At 70.6% G+C, this 14,305-nt stretch carries 13 protein-coding genes, 1 tRNA gene and 1 pseudogene; 7 read left to right on the top strand and 8 right to left on the bottom strand.

Annotated features, from left to right (window positions below):
* Nucleotides 1-128 precede the first annotated feature (128 nt).
* A tRNA-Thr gene (locus ACY0PA_RS20230) sits at nt 129-204 on the top strand.
* A 63-nt stretch (nt 205-267) separates the two neighbouring features.
* On the opposite strand, the gene ACY0PA_RS20225 is transcribed toward ACY0PA_RS20230, so the two are convergent.
* Together ACY0PA_RS20225 and ACY0PA_RS20220 are read right to left on the bottom strand one after the other, a co-directional pair.
* Nucleotides 268-1,689 (bottom strand): NAD(P)/FAD-dependent oxidoreductase, encoded by a 1,422-nt coding sequence (locus ACY0PA_RS20225; RefSeq protein ID WP_473085937.1) that lies wholly within the window; start codon nt 1,687-1,689, stop codon nt 268-270.
* Between the two features lie 11 nt (nt 1,690-1,700).
* Entirely contained in the window at nt 1,701-2,429 is a 729-nt protein-coding gene (locus ACY0PA_RS20220) for a rhomboid-like protein (protein ID WP_473085936.1), read from the bottom strand.
* Between ACY0PA_RS20220 and ACY0PA_RS20215 the strand changes: the two genes are divergently transcribed.
* Together ACY0PA_RS20215 and ACY0PA_RS20210 are read left to right on the top strand one after the other, a co-directional pair.
* Entirely contained in the window at nt 2,429-3,337 is a 909-nt protein-coding gene (locus ACY0PA_RS20215; protein WP_473085935.1) for an aminoglycoside phosphotransferase family protein, read from the top strand. The genes ACY0PA_RS20220 and ACY0PA_RS20215 overlap by 1 nt on opposite strands.
* A 154-nt stretch (nt 3,338-3,491) precedes the next feature.
* Entirely contained in the window at nt 3,492-3,965 is a 474-nt protein-coding gene (locus ACY0PA_RS20210) for a GNAT family N-acetyltransferase (RefSeq protein WP_100595690.1), read from the top strand.
* A gap of 55 nt (nt 3,966-4,020) precedes the next feature.
* Here ACY0PA_RS20210 and ACY0PA_RS20205 read toward each other — a convergent pair whose 3' ends face one another.
* Together ACY0PA_RS20205 and ACY0PA_RS20200 are read right to left on the bottom strand one after the other, a co-directional pair.
* Entirely contained in the window at nt 4,021-5,055 is a 1,035-nt protein-coding gene (locus ACY0PA_RS20205) for a zinc-binding dehydrogenase (RefSeq protein ID WP_473085934.1), read from the bottom strand.
* 106 nt (nt 5,056-5,161) lie between these two features.
* A pseudogene (locus ACY0PA_RS20200) lies at nt 5,162-5,371 on the bottom strand (FAD-dependent oxidoreductase); the annotation flags it as partial.
* A gap of 110 nt (nt 5,372-5,481) precedes the next feature.
* On the opposite strand from ACY0PA_RS20200, the gene ACY0PA_RS20195 reads away from it, so the two are divergent.
* A complete protein-coding gene (locus ACY0PA_RS20195) occupies nt 5,482-6,183 on the top strand; it encodes a pentapeptide repeat-containing protein (protein ID WP_473085933.1) in 702 nt (233 codons plus the stop codon).
* Nucleotides 6,184-6,209: 26 nt separating this feature from the next.
* Here the strand turns inward: ACY0PA_RS20195 and ACY0PA_RS20190 are convergent, their stop codons facing one another.
* Entirely contained in the window at nt 6,210-6,719 is a 510-nt protein-coding gene (locus ACY0PA_RS20190) for a hypothetical protein (RefSeq protein WP_473085932.1), read from the bottom strand.
* 123 nt (nt 6,720-6,842) lie between these two features.
* Between ACY0PA_RS20190 and ACY0PA_RS20185 the strand changes: the two genes are divergently transcribed.
* Nucleotides 6,843-8,228 carry a M1 family metallopeptidase gene (locus tag ACY0PA_RS20185; RefSeq protein ID WP_473085931.1) on the top strand — a complete coding sequence of 462 codons (1,386 nt, stop codon included), beginning with the start codon at nt 6,843-6,845 and terminating at the stop codon, nt 8,226-8,228.
* A gap of 36 nt (nt 8,229-8,264) precedes the next feature.
* Here ACY0PA_RS20185 and ACY0PA_RS20180 read toward each other — a convergent pair whose 3' ends face one another.
* Together ACY0PA_RS20180 and ACY0PA_RS20175 are read right to left on the bottom strand one after the other, a co-directional pair.
* Nucleotides 8,265-9,836, bottom strand: coding sequence for a M4 family metallopeptidase (locus ACY0PA_RS20180; RefSeq protein WP_473086377.1), 1,572 nt, complete (start codon nt 9,834-9,836; stop codon nt 8,265-8,267).
* 445 nt (nt 9,837-10,281) lie between these two features.
* Nucleotides 10,282-10,857: a TerD family protein gene (locus ACY0PA_RS20175; RefSeq protein ID WP_100595698.1), complete on the bottom strand. Its 576-nt coding sequence runs from the start codon at nt 10,855-10,857 to the stop codon at nt 10,282-10,284.
* Between the two features lie 203 nt (nt 10,858-11,060).
* Here ACY0PA_RS20175 and arfB point away from each other — a divergent pair, with 203 nt between their 5' ends.
* On the top strand, nt 11,061-11,498 hold the full coding sequence (gene arfB / locus ACY0PA_RS20170; protein WP_469961150.1) for an alternative ribosome rescue aminoacyl-tRNA hydrolase ArfB: 438 nt from the start codon (nt 11,061-11,063) through the stop codon (nt 11,496-11,498).
* A 29-nt stretch (nt 11,499-11,527) separates the two neighbouring features.
* Here the strand turns inward: arfB and ACY0PA_RS20165 are convergent, their stop codons facing one another.
* Nucleotides 11,528-12,046: a flavin reductase family protein gene (locus ACY0PA_RS20165; RefSeq protein WP_473086376.1), complete on the bottom strand. Its 519-nt coding sequence runs from the start codon at nt 12,044-12,046 to the stop codon at nt 11,528-11,530.
* Between the two features lie 462 nt (nt 12,047-12,508).
* Between ACY0PA_RS20165 and cdgB the strand changes: the two genes are divergently transcribed.
* A complete protein-coding gene (cdgB, locus tag ACY0PA_RS20160) occupies nt 12,509-14,221 on the top strand; it encodes a diguanylate cyclase CdgB (RefSeq protein ID WP_473085930.1) in 1,713 nt (570 codons plus the stop codon).
* Nucleotides 14,222-14,305: the final 84 nt, after the last annotated feature.

Raw genomic sequence — 14,305 nt, 5'->3', positions numbered from 1 at the left:
ACGAACGAGTGCGTGGGTGGTTACGCGGGGATCGTGATCTCAGGCGTGGTGGGCAACTTCGTGGCTGGGGCAAACGGGGGCTGTGTAAGGTGGAGCAGCCTTCGCGTACGGTCGTTGTCGCACGCGATGCCCCCTTAGCTCAGTTCGGTTTAGAGCGCGTGATTTGTAATCTCGAGGTCGTCGGTTCGAATCCGACAGGGGGCTCTGTTGGGGCAAAGGCCCAGGTCACGGGTATGACCTGGGCCTTCGTCGTGCGTGGGGGGCTTGTCAGCCGCGGCCCGCCACCTTGTCCGCGGCTCGGGCCAGGCGGGAGGAGTCTGTCGTGTGCGTGGTGAGTTCGCGGTGGTCGGCCGCGTTGTAGGTGGCGTACATCCCGTGGACGCCCAGCCAGCGGAAGGGTTCCGGTTCCCACTTGCGGACCTTGTGGTTGACCCAGGGGAGGGTCGTGAGGTCGGTGGGGCCGGACTGGCCGGAGTCCTGCTGGACCAGGTCGCGCAGGGTGCGGGCGGCGAGGTTGGTGGTGGCGACGCCCGAGCCGACGTAGCCGCCCGCCCAGCCGAGGCCCGTCGCGCGGTCGAGGGTGACCGTGGCGCACCAGTCGCGGGGGACGCCGAGGACGCCGGACCAGGCGTGGGTCACGGCGACGCCTGCGAGCTGGGGGAAGAAGCGGGTGAGGAGGGCGTGCAGGGAGTCGATCGTCGCCTGCTGGGTGCGGCCGTCGTTGTCGGTCTTCGAGCCGTAGCGGTACGGGACGCCTCGGCCGCCGAGCGCGATGCGGCCGTCGGCGGTGCGCTGGGCGTACATGTAGGCGTGCGCCATGTCGCCGAGGGTCTCGCGGTTCTCCCAGCCGATGGAGTCCCATTGGGCCGGGGTGAGGGGCTCTGTGGCGATCATGGAGGAGTTCATGGGGAGCCAGGTGCGGCGCTGGCCCTTGAGGGACGCGGTGAAGCCCTCGGTGCAGCGCAGGATGTAGGGCGCGCGGACCGTGCCGTACGGGGTGACGGCGTGCTTGGGCTTGATCTCTGTGACGGGCGTCGACTCGTGGATTGTGACGCCGAGGGCTTCGACGGCCGCGGCCAGGCCCTTGAGGAGTTTGGCGGGGTGCAGGCGGGCGCCGTGCGGGGTCCAGGTCGAGCCGACGGCCCCGAAGACGCGGACGCGCTCGGCGGTCTCGCGGGCGCCGTGCAGGGTGCGGTCCTTCTCGCCGTACGCGAGCTCTGCCGCGTGGAAGGCCTTGAGGCGGGCCAACTGGGCTGGTGTGTAGGCGATTTCGAGTACGCCGCCTTGGTGGATGTCGGCGTCGATCTTCTCTTCGGCGGCCGTGCGGATCACCTCGGAGACCGTGTCGTTCATGGCTTCCTGGAGGCGGACGGCCGCGTCGTGGCCGTGCAGCTTCGCGTAGCGGTCGCGGCCGGCGATGCCGTTGTAGAGCCAGCCGCCGTTGCGGCCGGACGCGCCGTAGCCGCAGAACTTCTGCTCCAGGACGGTGATGCGGAGGAAGGGTGCGGCCTTCTTGAGGTAGTAGGCGGTCCACAGGCCTGTGTAGCCGCCGCCGACGATGACGATGTCGGCGGACGTGTCACCCGGCAGGGGTTCGCGGGCGGTGGGGATGCCGTCGTCCGCGTACCAGAACGATATGCCGCCGTTGATGGTGGCTTGGGTGCCGGGGGTGCCGTTCTTGCTGCTCATGGCCTCGGACGTTAGCGCTCCGGAGGGGGGTTCGGGCAGGGGGGACGGCGGTCTTCCTGGGTTTGGGGGTGGTCGCCCTGCGTCGCTGTCCGGTCCTGTCGCAGGAGCGTTTGGGGGGTCAGGGGCTCGCCCCGGTCGCGTGCCAGGGGGTGGCAGGCCAGGCCGATGAGGACCGAGACGAAGTGCCCCAGGTCGGTGAAGGTGCGGCCGGTGAGCAGCGGGCCGCCGTAGACGGTCAGGACGACGGCCAGATAGATGTAGCGCGAGGGCGGGGCGAGCCGGTAGGTGAGGACGCCGACGACGCCCGCGAGCGCGTAACTCACCCCTACATCAAGGGTGTCGGCCGATGAGGCGGGCGCGTGGCCCTCGCGGATCGCCCAGAGCAGCGCGCCTTCGCTGATCAGTGTCGCGAGGACGTGTGCCGCCCCCGCGACGGCCAGCCAGCGCCAGGTGTCGAGCCAGCGTTCGGCCTGCGCGTGGAACACCGTGTAGAGGACGGCGTACGGCCACCAGCTGCTGTCGTCGATCCAGAACAGGGAGGCGACGAACACGCGGACCGGGTTCGTCGACAGTTCGTGCAGGTTTGTGGAGCGCTGGCGCAGGAACTCGTGCTCGAAGTGGGGGTCCATGTGGTGCATGGCGACTGTGGTGAGGAACAGGGCGGCCAGCCAGAGGTAGGTGCCGGGGGCGTGCCGTACGTACGACCACACGGCGAGGAGGAATCGGCGCATGGACTGCATTGAGGCACGCACGTAGGGTCGTTCGGGTGATCGACATTCCGGACGGCCTGGTCGAGTCCCAGTACACCTACGCGGGTGACCCCGGTCGCGCCTTCATCGCGGGGCTTCCCGCGCGCGTGGAGGAGTTCGTCGAACGCTGGGATCTGCGCGTCGACGGGCCCGCGATGCACGGCATGGCGGCCCTGGTCCTGCCCGTGGTGCGGGGCGACGGGACGCCTGCCGCGGTCAAGTTCCAGATCCTCGACGAGGAGACCGGGGGCGAGCCGGTCGCGCTGCGCGTCTGGGGTGGCGACGGCGCCGTCCGGCTGCTCGACCACGACGACGCCACCGGCACGATGCTCCTCGAACGGCTCGACTCCGGGCGGATGCTGGACTGCGTGGAGGATTCCCGTGAGGCTGTCCTCGTCATCGCCGAGCTGCTTGCCCGGCTCACGTCCGGGCCCGCCCCGGAAGGGATGCGGCGGCTGGCCGACATTGCGGCGGACATGCTCGCCCGGGTGCCTTCGGCGCTCGCGGCCGTGGCCGGTCCGGGTGACCGTGCGCTGCTCGCGGACTGCGCGGCGGCTGTGCGCGAGGTCGCCGGCGAGGCGGGCGACCGGCTGCTGCACTGGGATCTGCACTTCGAGAACGTGCTGGCCGCTGGGCGGGAGCCGTGGCTCGCCATCGACCCGAAGCCGCTCGCGGGTGATCCGGGCTTCGACCTGAAGCCCGCCATCGACAATCGCTTCGACGCGGACGAGGTGGTGTGGCGGTTCGACGCGATGAGCGGGGTGCTCGGGCTCGACCGGGAGCGGGCGCGCGCCTGGACTCTGGGGCGGGTGCTTCAGGACTCCCTGTGGGAGATCGAGGACGGGCGGCCCCTGGCGCCGGACCATATGGAGACGGCTCGGAGGCTGCTCGGGCGGTGAGCGGGGCTGTGAGGGGCGGGCCGCGGTGACTGGTGATCCGGCTGGTCCGGGCGGTCTCGCGGTGACTGGTGATCCGGCTGGTCCGGGCGGTCTCGCGGTGACTGGTGATCCGCCCCGTCCGGGCCGTCTCGCGGTGACTGGTTAGCCTGCCGTCATGATTCGTACCGCCACGTCCGCCGATGTCCCCGTCATCCATGCCCTGGTCCGTGAACTCGCCGACTACGAGGAGGCGCTGCACGAGGCGCGGGCCACCGAGGAGCAGCTGCGCGAGGCGCTGTTCGGGGAGCGGCCCGCCGCGTTCGCCCACATCGCCGAGGACGACACGACGGGTGAGCCTGTGGGCTTCTGCCTGTGGTTTCTGAACTTCTCCACGTGGCGCGGCGTGCACGGGATCTATCTGGAGGATCTGTACGTACGGCCCGAGGCGCGTGGCGGCGGCCACGGCAAGGCGCTGCTGACCGAACTTGCGCGGATCTGCGTCGAGCGCGGGTACGCGCGTCTGGAGTGGTCGGTCCTCAACTGGAACGAGCCGTCGATCGACTTCTACAAGGCGCTCGGCGCGGCGCCGCAGGACGAGTGGACGGTGTACCGGTTGACGGACGGGGCGCTGGCGCGGCTCGGGTCGTAGCGCGTGCCTCGCCGGGGCCGGCCGGCGCGGCGCGTCCTTGGGCCTGGGCTGCGGGTCACGGGATCAGGACCACCTTGCCGATCGTGGCGCGGTTCTCCAGGGCGCGGTGGGCCGCGGCTGCTTCGGCGAGCGGGAAGCGGGTCACCGCGGGACGCAGGCGGCCGGCCTCGGCCTCTTTGAGGGCGGCGAGTTCCAGCGTGCGGATGGGGTTGTCGCCGCCCGCGCGCCGCATCATCGGCGGGCCGAGCACCTGTTCCTGGGTGATGCCGCGCCGGGTGAGTTCGTCCTCGGAGAAGGTGAGGGGCTCGCCGTCGTGCAGGCCCTTGCCGGACCAGCCGAAGACGACGTGGACGCCGCCGGGGCCGAGCAGGTCGACGGCGGCCAGGCCTGCGTCGCCGCCCACCCCGTCGAAGACGACGGTCGCGGTGCGGCCGCTGAGGAACCAGCGGACCTGTTCGGGCCAGTCGGGGGCGGTGTAGTCGACGGCCAGGTCGGCGCCGTTCGCGCGGACGCGGGTCACCTTCTCGGGGCCGCCCGCGAGGCCGACGACGGTGGCGCCCGCGTGCTTCGCGTACTGGACGAGCAGGGTGCCGATGCCGCCGGCCGCGGCCGGGATCACGGCCACCGACGCGGGGCCGAGCGGCGCGAACTGCAGGATCCCCATCGTCGTACGGCCTGTGCCGATCAGGGCGACGGCCTCGGCGAAGTCCAGGCCCGGCGGGAGTTCGTGCAGGCGGACCGCGTCGATGACGGCGAGTTCGGCATAGCCGCCCCCAGAGCTTGAAGAGCCTGGGGGGACCCCCAGGGCGAATCCGAGGTGGCCGACGACGTGCTTGCCGAGCCAGGAGGCGTCGGTGCCCTCGCCGAGCGACTCGACGGTGCCGGCGACCTCGCGGCCGGGGACGGTGGGCAGTGCGGGCGGCTCGGGCGCGGGGCCCTTCATGCCCTCGCGCAGGGCGGTGTCCAGGAGGTGCACGCCGGCCGCGGCCACGGCGATCCGGACCTGGCCGGGGCCGGGCAGGGGGTCGTCGGTCTTCTCGTAGGTGAGGTTCTCGGCGGGGCCGAAGGCGTGCAGTCGTACGGCGTGCATGGTGGGCTCCCTGGGGCGTATGGCCTCTTGCTGGGCCGGGTGTGCACCACCTTTCAACCTCAAGCTCACTTGAGGTCAAGCGCAAGGGCCAGGCCGCGCGCAGACCCGGGCGGGACGCGGTGAGCGCGAGCATGGTCGCCTCGATGGCGCTGTTGAACGACACCTCGGAGAGCACGCCGGGCGCCGCGACCTGGTCACCCGCCGGATAGACGCCGTCCCCGCGGTCGATCGCGGGCCGGTCCCGCCAGGTCGTGCCGGGCAGGTCGACCGCCGCCGATGACGGTGAGGTCGGGCTTGGTCGTTGCCATACCGCTCTTCCCTTCGGGCTGCCTTTTCTGTACGACGGCTGCGAGTGGCGGAATATGACATGGGCGGGGGGAGAGGCGGCGGTCACCGATTGTCAGTGGCGGCGGGCAGCATGGGGGCATGGCGGAGAAACGAGTGGTGCGGTCGGCGAAGTCGTCGTCGGCGAAACCGGCGGCGGTGAAGAAGGCGCGGCGGCCCGAGGTGCGGCTGCCCCCGCTGGCGCCCTGGACCGGCGGTGAGCTCGAGCCGGACGGGGACTACGACGGGGTGGAGTTCACGGCGGCCGACTTCACCGGGCAGGACGGCGGGGGCGCCCGCTTCATGGACTGCGCGCTCGAAGGGTGCGGGCTCGACGAGACGCGGCTGACCCGCGCCCGGATCCTCGATTCCACGCTGACGGGGATACGGGGTGTGGGCACGGACCTCGCGGAGGCGACGCTGCGGGACGTCGAGGTGGTGGACGCGCGCCTCGGCGGGGTCCAGCTGCACGGGAGCGTGCTGGAGCGGGTCGTGGTGCGCGGCGGGAAGATCGAGTACCTGAATCTGCGCAAGGCGCGCCTGAAGGATGTCGTCTTCGACGGGTGCGTGCTGGTGGAGCCGGACTTCGGGGGCGCGCGTCTGGACCGGGTCGAGTTCCAGGGCTGTGTCGTGCGGGGTGCGGACTTCACGGGCGCTGTGATGGCTGACGTGGATCTGCGGGGCGTGACAGAGCTGGGGATCGCCCGCGGGGTGGACCGGCTGGCGGGGGCGGTCATCAGCCCGGCCCAGCTCTTCGACCTGGCACCGGCGTTCGCGGCGCAGATCGGGGTGCGGGTGGAGTAGCCGGGGGCTTGTGTGCGTTTTTGGGGCTAGCGCTCGTCCGGGATGCGGGGGAAGCGGGCCTGCAGGTCCCAGATCACCGGGTTGTCCGCCAGGTCCTCGTGCATGTCGGTGAGGTCGGCGATCAGGTCGTGCAGGAAGTCGCGGGCCTCGCGGCGCAGCGCGGTGTGGGAGAACGTCAGGGGCGGCTCGTCGGCCTCCATCCAGTCGGCCTCGATGTCGACCCATCCGAAGCGGCGCTCGAAGAGCATCCGGTCCGTCGACTCGGTGAAGTCGAGCTCGGCGTACTGCGGCCTGGACGCGCGGCTGCCGCGCGGGTCGCGGTCCAGCTGCTCGACGATGTCGCACAGCGCCCACGCGAAGTCCAGCACCGGCACCCATCCCCAGGCTGTGGACAGCTCCCGGTCGGCCTTGGTGTCGGCGAGGTAGACGTCGCCGGCGAACAGGTCGTGCCGCAGCGCGTGGACGTCCGCGCGACGGAAGTCCGTCTGCGGAGGGTCGGGGAAGCGACGGGAGAGGGCGTAGCCGATGTCGAGCACGTAAGTGATGGTGCCACGGGTGGGAGGGTGCCGGTCACGGGCGGGAGAGCGCCGGTCACGGGCGGGAGGGGGCGCCCGCCCGCCGGCAGGCGCCTCCACGGCGTTCGCCCCTACGATCGCTTTGTGCCCCGTAGCCCACGAAGTGCCGCCGCCCCCGCGCTCGCCCTCGTCCTGGCCCTCGGCGCCTGTTCCGCCGCCGGGATGCACGGCACGCCCGGCGCCGCGGGTGTGCGGGACCCGTACTTTCCGAAGCTGGGCAACGGCGGCTACGACGCCATGCACTACAACCTCACCCTCGATACCGACCGGCACCGGCTGACCGGCACAGCCGACATCACCGCGAAGGCCACCCAGGACCTCAGCGCGTTCCATCTCGACCTCAAGGGCCTCACGGTCGACGGCGTTACCGTCGACGGTCAGAGGGCCCGTTTCGAGCGGGCCGGGCACGAGCTGACGATCCGTCCGGCCGAGACGCTGCGGAAGGGCTCCGCGTTCCGCACGGTCGTGCGGTACTCCGGGAAGCCCGTGACCATCACCGACCCGGACGGCTCCGAGGAGGGCTGGCTCCCCACGCAGGACGGGGCCCTGGCGCTCGGCGAGCCGACGGGGTCCATGGCCTGGTTCCCCGGGAACAACCACCCCTCCGACAAGGCGACGTACGACCTCCACATCACCGTCCCCAAGGGCCTGAAGGCCGTATCCAACGGGGAGTTGACGAAGGAGCGGACGAGCGGCGGGCGGACGACGTTCGACTGGCATGTCCCGCAGCCCATGGCCAGCTATCTCGCGATGCTGGCGATCGGGAAGTTCGAGACCAAGGCCTACAAGACGCCCGACGGGCTGCCCGTGTACACCGCCGTGGACCCGGCCGAGGCGGCCGCGAGCGCCAAGGTCCTGGCCAGGATCCCGGCCGTCATGGCGTGGGAGTCCAAGACCTTCGGCCCCTACCCCTTCTCCTCCACCGGCGCCGTCGTCGACCGGCACGGTGACGCCGGGTACGCGCTGGAGACCCAGAACAGGCCCGTCTTCCCCGGCACCCCCCCTCTTTCCACGCTCGTCCACGAGATGGCCCACGAGTGGTACGGGGACTCCGTCACGCCGGAGTCATGGCGCGACATGTGGCTCAACGAGGGCTTCGCGACCTACGCCGAATGGCTCTGGCGGGAGCAGCACGGCGGCGACAGCGCGCAGAAGACGTTCGACGACTACTACGCGAAGGGCAGCGGCAACCCGATCTGGGCCTTCCCGCCCGCCAAGCCGTCGGGCGCCGCGCACATCTCGGCTCCGCCCGTGTACGAGCGCGGCGCGATGGTGCTGCACAAGATCCGCGAGGCGGTCGGGGACGCCAAGTTCTTCGAGCTGCTCAAGAGCTGGCCCGCCGCGCACCGTTACGGCAACGCGGACACCGCCGACTTCACCGGGTACGTGGAGAAGCAGAACCCGGGCAAGGATCTGCAGCCGGTCTGGGACGACTGGCTGTACGGAAAGGGAAAGCCGGACCACCCGTAGTCCGGATGGCCCGGCCGAACTTTCCTGCGGTGAGGGCTACTTGACGTTCACCGCGGTCCAGGTCGCCGCGACGGCCTGCTGTTCGGCGCTGTTCGCGCCGTACAGGTCGCCCGCCGCCTGGAGTGTGGCGGTGCGGGCGGCCGCGTAGTCCGTCGTCGACGTCATGTACGTCGAGAGGGCCTTGTACCAGATCTGTTCGGCCTTGGCCCGGCCGATGCCTGGGAGCGAAGAGCCGTCGGAGGTCGGGGAGTTGTACGTGACTCCGTTGATGGTCTTCGTGCCGCTGCCCTCGCTCAGGAGGTAGAAGAAGTGGTTGGCGACGCCCGACGAGTAGTGCACGTCGAGGCGGCCGACCGTCTTGGACCAGTAGTCGGCGGAGCCGCCGTCCTTGCTGGGTTTGTCCATGTAGCGCAGCGGGGTGCCGTTGCCGTTGATGTCGATCTTCTCGCCGATGAGGTAGTCGCCGACGTCGCTGCTGTTGTTCGCGAAGAACTCCACCGACGTGCCGAAGATGTCGGAGGTGGCCTCGTTCAGGCCGCCCGACTCACGGCTGTAGTTGAGCTTCGCGGTGGCCGCGGTCAGGCCGTGGCTCATCTCGTGGCCGGCCACGTCCAGCGAGGTGAGCGGATGCTGGTTGTTCGAGCCGTCGCCGTACGTCATGCAGAAGCAGGAGTCCGACCAGAAGGCGTTGACGTAGGCGTTGCCGTAGTGGACGCGGGAGTACGCGGCCTTGCCGTCGCCCGCGATGCCGTTCCGGTTGAACGCGCTCTTGTAGTAGTCCCACGTCTCAGCCGCGCCGTACGCGGCGTCGACCGCGGCGGTCTGCCGGTTCGTCACCGTCCCGTCGCCCCACTGGTCGTCGGCGTCGTGGAAGAGCGTGCCCGTGCCGGTGGTCCCGCCGTTCAGGTCGTACGTCTTGTGGCCGCCGCGCCCGCCGTCGGTGAGGTCGAACCCGCCGCCGGCCGATGCGGTGCTGCCGACCGTGACGGTGCCGCTGTACTCGCTGGTGCCGGTGCCGTTCTCGATGCCCTCGTACGAGTACAGCTTCTTGCCGGTGGCGGCGTCGGTGACGACGTGCAGCTCGCTCGGTGTCCCGTCGGCCTGGGTGCCGGTCACGACCGTCTCGTACGCGAGGACCGGCGTGCCGGTGGCGGCCCAGACGACCTTGCGGACGTTCTTCGCGGCGGCGCTCTTGGTGTCCGAGGCGGCGAGGGCCGACTTCCTGGCGGCGGCGGGAGCGAGGGAGGCGTCCGTCGACGCCACGGATATCGCCCCCTTGTGCGCCTTGGAGACGCCCTTGAGGTCGCCGTTCTTCGCGGTGTGCGTGACGAGGTCGCCGCCGAGCACGGGCAGGCCGTCGTAGGTGCGCTCGTAGCGGGTGTGGGTCGTGCCGTTCGCGTCCCTGACGACGTCGCGGGCGACGAGCTTCTCCCCGCTGCCGAGCCCGAGTTGGCGGGCGGCCGCCGGGGCATCGGCCTGTGCGTCCTTGAGGGCCGTGGCCCGCTGGGAGGCGCTGAGCGGCAGGGCGGTGGCCCCGGCGGTGCGGTCGCTTGCGCTGCGGCCGGCGGCGGTCGCCGCGGTGCCGCTCTGCAGAGCCAGGACGACCATCGCGGCCGACGCCGCGAGCGCGGTGGCCCGTGCGGCAGTCCTGCGGCCGGCGGTACGGGGAGCGGGGGAGCGGTGTGTCACTCGGACTCCTTCTGTGTCCAACGACCCGTGGGTGGTGACCCGTCGGGGTGGGGGGCGCGGGGAGAGAGTGACACCGGGCGCGTCGTATTTGACAGAGCGCCGTCAAAGATTTGCCAGTTCGTGTCCGAATGCGGGTGGTGACTGTCCGTTATTTGCCGCTTGGCAGGGAAGTGCCGGTCGGGAGGGTGCTCGCTGAGCGCACACAGAAGGGCCCCGGCCGGATATCCCCCGGCCGGGGCCCTTCTACTGCCTTGCTGCGGACGTCAGATGGTCATGCCGTCACGCCGTCACGCCGTCACGCCGTCACGCCTCCTGCGTCCCACGCGAGAGCGTCCGAGGCCGGACGCTCAGTCAGCCGTTGACCTCAGACGTTCACGCCGAAGTCCTGCGCGATGCCGACGAGGCCCGACGCGTAACCCTGGCCCACCGCGCGGAACTTCCACTCCGCGCCGTTGCGGTACAGCTCGCCGAAGACCATGGCGGTCTCGGTGGCGGCGTCCTCGGAGAGGTCGTAGCGGGCGATCTCGGTGCCGCCGGCCTGGTTGACGATGCGGATGAACGCGTTGCGCACCTGGCCGAAGTTCTGCGAGCGGTTCTCGGCGTCGTAGATCGAGACCGGGAAGACGATCTTGTCGATGTCGGCCGGGAGGCCCGCCAGGTTGACGTTGATCTGCTCGTCGTCGCCCTCGCCCTGCCCCGTGACGTTGTCACCGGTGTGGACGATGGTCTGGTCCGGCGTCGCCTTGTTGTTGAAGAAGACGAAGTGGCCGTCCGAGTAGACCTTGCCCTGCGGGTTCACCGCGATCGCGGAGGCGTCGAGGTCGAAGTCGGTGCCGGTGGTGGTGCGGACGTCCCAGCCGAGGCCCACGGTGACGGCGGTCAGGCCCGGAGCCTCCTTGGTGAGCGAGACGTTGCCACCCTTGGACAGGCTTACTGCCATTGTTGGGAGTCCTTCCCTCGTTAGTGATGCGTGCGCTTCGTAGACGAAGCTACTCGTACCCCTATGAACGCCAAGGGGGGATCCAGGGTTCCAGGTGTCTTTACTTTCTTTACCCGCTTTCCCCGGGATGGGTGTGCCGCTCCACCCTGGGTGGGTGTGCCGCCGGGAAAAGGGGGTGACGCGGTGCGTGTCCAGGCGCGACCATGGAACCCATGTCCGGTCCTTACGTCATCCGCGGCTCGGTGGTCCTTCCGGAGGCCGAGCTCCTCTGGCGATTCTCGCGTTCGTCCGGGCCGGGCGGCCAGCATGTGAACACCAGCGACTCCCAGGTCGAGCTCCGGTTCGACCTCGCCAGGACCGAGGCGCTTCCCGAGGTGTGGAAGGCGCGGGCCCTGGAGCGGCTCGCCTCCCGGCTCGTCGACGGCGTCATCTCCGTACGGTCCTCGGAGCACCGCTCCCAGTGGCGCAACCGTGAGACCGCCGCCGTACGCCTCACGTCCCTCCTCGCGGAGGCCACCGCCCCGCCGCCCAAGCCGCGCCGCGCGACCCGCATCCCCCGGGGGATCAACGAGCGCCGCCTGCGCAACAAGAAGGCACGGTCGGACACGAAACGGGGTCGGTCGGGGCGCGGCTGGGACTGAACGGCCTCAGAAGGTCCGGGCGTCGTGCGTCAGCCCAACTGCCGGTACTTCCCCTTGAAGTAGGCCAGCGGTCCGCCCTCGCCGCTGGGCAGCGACGCCGTGAGCACCCGGCCGATCACCAGCGTGTGGTCCCCGGCCGGCACCCGCTGCTCCGTGCGGCACTCGAGCGTCGCGAGTGCGCCGCCCATCAGGGGCGCGCCGGACACCTCGCCGCGTACGTGCGGGATGTCCGCGAAGAGCAGGCGGTCGCTGATGCGGCCCTTCATCGCGAAGCGGCCCGCGATGTGGCGCTGGTTCTCGGAGAGTACGGACACCGCCCACAGGGGCTGTTCGTCGAGCAGGTCGTCCATGCGGGAGCCGTTGCGCAGGCTGACGAGGACGAGCGGCGGGTCGAGGGAGACCGACAGGAACGCCGTGGCCGTCATGCCGACGTCCTCGCCCAGGGGAGCCGACGGGTCGTCCGGGTCGAGCGGCACCTCGCGCGCGGTCACCAGGACCACGCCCGCGGCCAGTCGGGACATGGCGGCGCGGAACTCGTCGTTGCTCACCCCCTCAGCATGCCCGGCCGAGGCGGGCGCGGGGACGAAAGCGCCAGTGGGGGATGTGGCGGTCGTGGGGGTCGTGCGGGCGGTGGGGGAGAGCGGGGAATTCTTCAGCGGCGGGGGAGTCTTCAGCACGTCTCGACGCTAGCTTCGGTGCCGTGCCCGCCACATCGGGCCTTGGGCCGAGGCCGGTCCTAGGACCTGTGGTGGATCTCGTCCGGATATGGAGGTGTTCGAGGGTGTTGTTCGTTCAGGAAGTGCAGGGGGCGTGCGCCGGAGTGCCCCTCAACCCTTCACCTCCTCCTGTGACTTGAGTCACAGGAGCCATATTTTGTTGACCCTGTGTACCGGGTGGACAGCTCGCTGTGATTCAGTGGCGGAGACACTGCAACAAGAGCGTGCATACGCACGTGCGGAATCGGCGATCAGAATTCTGGAGTGCTGTCGAGGTCTCGGGGAGAGCTGAGCATGGAGACCGAGTCGGAGCCGTACGTCCGTCTTGCGACCCTGCGGCAGCTTCACCAGGTGATGGCGGACATGAACACCGCCCGCAGCCTGGCCGACACCCTGCAGACGGTCTCCGACGGAGTGGTGAACGGCCTCGGATTCGAGCTGGCCTGCGTCAATCTCGTACGCCCCGACGGTGACCTCGTCGTCGCCGCCTTCTCCGGCGACTCCTCCGCCGAAGCCCTCATCACCGGCCGGGTCGGCTCCCGCGCCTCCTGGGACCGCCGCCTGTCCATGGGCGAGGCCTGGGGCGACCTGCGGTTCATCCCGCACACCGAGGGCTGGGTCCTCGACGAGGACGACGTACCGCAGTGGTTCACCGACGGGCCGACGCCCCGCTTCGAGGACGAGTGGCACCCCGCGGACCGCCTCTTCGCCCCGATGTACGCCACCGGGAGCTCCGGCGGCGAACTCCTCGGCGTGATCTCCGCCGACCGCCCGCGCAACGGCAGGCATCCCGGCGCCTGGGGCCGCGAGGCCCTGCAGATGTACGCCTTCCAGGCCGCCATCGCCATCAGCAATGCACGGCTGCGCGCCAACATGCAGCGCGCCCTCGTCCGGCTCGAACGCGAACAGCAGGCCCTGCGCGCCAGCGAGGAGTCCTTCCGCCAGGCCTTCGAGTACGCCCCCAGCGGCATGGCCATCGCCGAGATGGGCGGCGACCAGCACGGGCGGCTCCTGCGCACGAACGACGCCCTGTGCCGGCTGCTCGGCCGCCCGGCGTCCGCCATGCGCCGCTACTCGTTCTCCGACCTCGTCCACCCCGAGGACATCGGCACGCTGCTGCGCACCTCCGCCGAGGGCGGCCGCGCCGAGCTGCGCCTCGGACGGCGCGACGGCACCTATGTGTGGGTGTCCCTGCGGAACTCGGTGGTGGCCGACGCCGCCGACGGGCCGCGCTTCCTGCTCACCCACGTAGAGGACATCGAGGAGCGCAAGCGCCGCGAGCTGCACCTCGCGCACCGCGCGTCCCACGACTCCCTCACCGGCCTGCCGAACTCGGCGGAGCTGCGCTCCCGCCTCTCGGCCCGCCTGTGCCGCCGCCCCCAGCTGCCCGAGCCGAGCGCCGTGGACTCCCTGGACGCGGCGTACGGGGACCGCACCGGCGGCTCGTACGACACGAACGGGCACGGATTCGACTTCGCGGGGGCCGCCGCTGCCGCCGCGGCCGGACAGCAGAACGGCACGTCCGGGTCCTCCGGCGGGATCTACGACGACTATGGCTTCGATCACCACGTCCACATCGTCGCGCCCGAGGGGGAGACCGACGACGGCAGGAAGGGCCTGGCAGTCCTCTTCTGCGACCTGGACGGCTTCAAGTCGATCAACGACCGGTTCGGGCACCACACCGGGGACGCCGTTCTGATCGAGGTCGCACGGCGTCTGACCAGCGGTGTCCGTGACGGGGACACCGTCGCGAGGCTCGGTGGCGACGAGTTCGTCGTGCTCGCCGACGGGCTCGGCCGGGCCGACGCAGAGGACCTCGCCGTCCGTCTGCGGAACGCGATCATTCCGCCCATCCGGGTTGACGGAAGAGCGGTTCGCGTGGGCGCGAGTTTCGGCATCGGCTGGGCCCACTGCGGGATGACGGCCGACGAGGTGTTGAAATCTGCTGACCAGCGGATGTACATCGAGAAACGGTCGCGTGCCAAGCAGCACCGACGGGCCGGATGATCTCCTTCCGCCGGTATCGGTGAGGTCAACGCCACCGCTTCGGACCCCTCCCACCGGGTACGCTCGCCGGGTAAGCGATACGTA

It is taken from the genome of Streptomyces sp. DS1-CR2, assembly GCF_055760475.1.
This window is presented reverse-complemented; position numbering and strand designations above follow the sequence as displayed.

Excerpts from the sequence above, each read along its gene's own strand:
- ACY0PA_RS20210 (WP_100595690.1), top strand. The coding sequence starts at position 3,492 with ATGATTCGTACCGCCACGTCCGCCGATGTCCCCGTCATCCATGCCCTG.
- arfB (WP_469961150.1), top strand. The coding sequence starts at position 11,061 with ATGGAACCCATGTCCGGTCCTTACGTCATCCGCGGCTCGGTGGTCCTT.
- ACY0PA_RS20195 (WP_473085933.1), top strand. The coding sequence starts at position 5,482 with ATGGCGGAGAAACGAGTGGTGCGGTCGGCGAAGTCGTCGTCGGCGAAA.
- ACY0PA_RS20180 (WP_473086377.1), bottom strand. The coding sequence starts at position 9,836 with ATGGTCGTCCTGGCTCTGCAGAGCGGCACCGCGGCGACCGCCGCCGGC.
- cdgB (WP_473085930.1), top strand. The coding sequence starts at position 12,509 with ATGGAGACCGAGTCGGAGCCGTACGTCCGTCTTGCGACCCTGCGGCAG.
- ACY0PA_RS20225 (WP_473085937.1), bottom strand. The coding sequence starts at position 1,689 with ATGAGCAGCAAGAACGGCACCCCCGGCACCCAAGCCACCATCAACGGC.
- ACY0PA_RS20205 (WP_473085934.1), bottom strand. The coding sequence starts at position 5,055 with ATGCACGCCGTACGACTGCACGCCTTCGGCCCCGCCGAGAACCTCACC.
- ACY0PA_RS20220 (WP_473085936.1), bottom strand. The coding sequence starts at position 2,429 with ATGCAGTCCATGCGCCGATTCCTCCTCGCCGTGTGGTCGTACGTACGG.
- ACY0PA_RS20175 (WP_100595698.1), bottom strand. The coding sequence starts at position 10,857 with ATGGCAGTAAGCCTGTCCAAGGGTGGCAACGTCTCGCTCACCAAGGAG.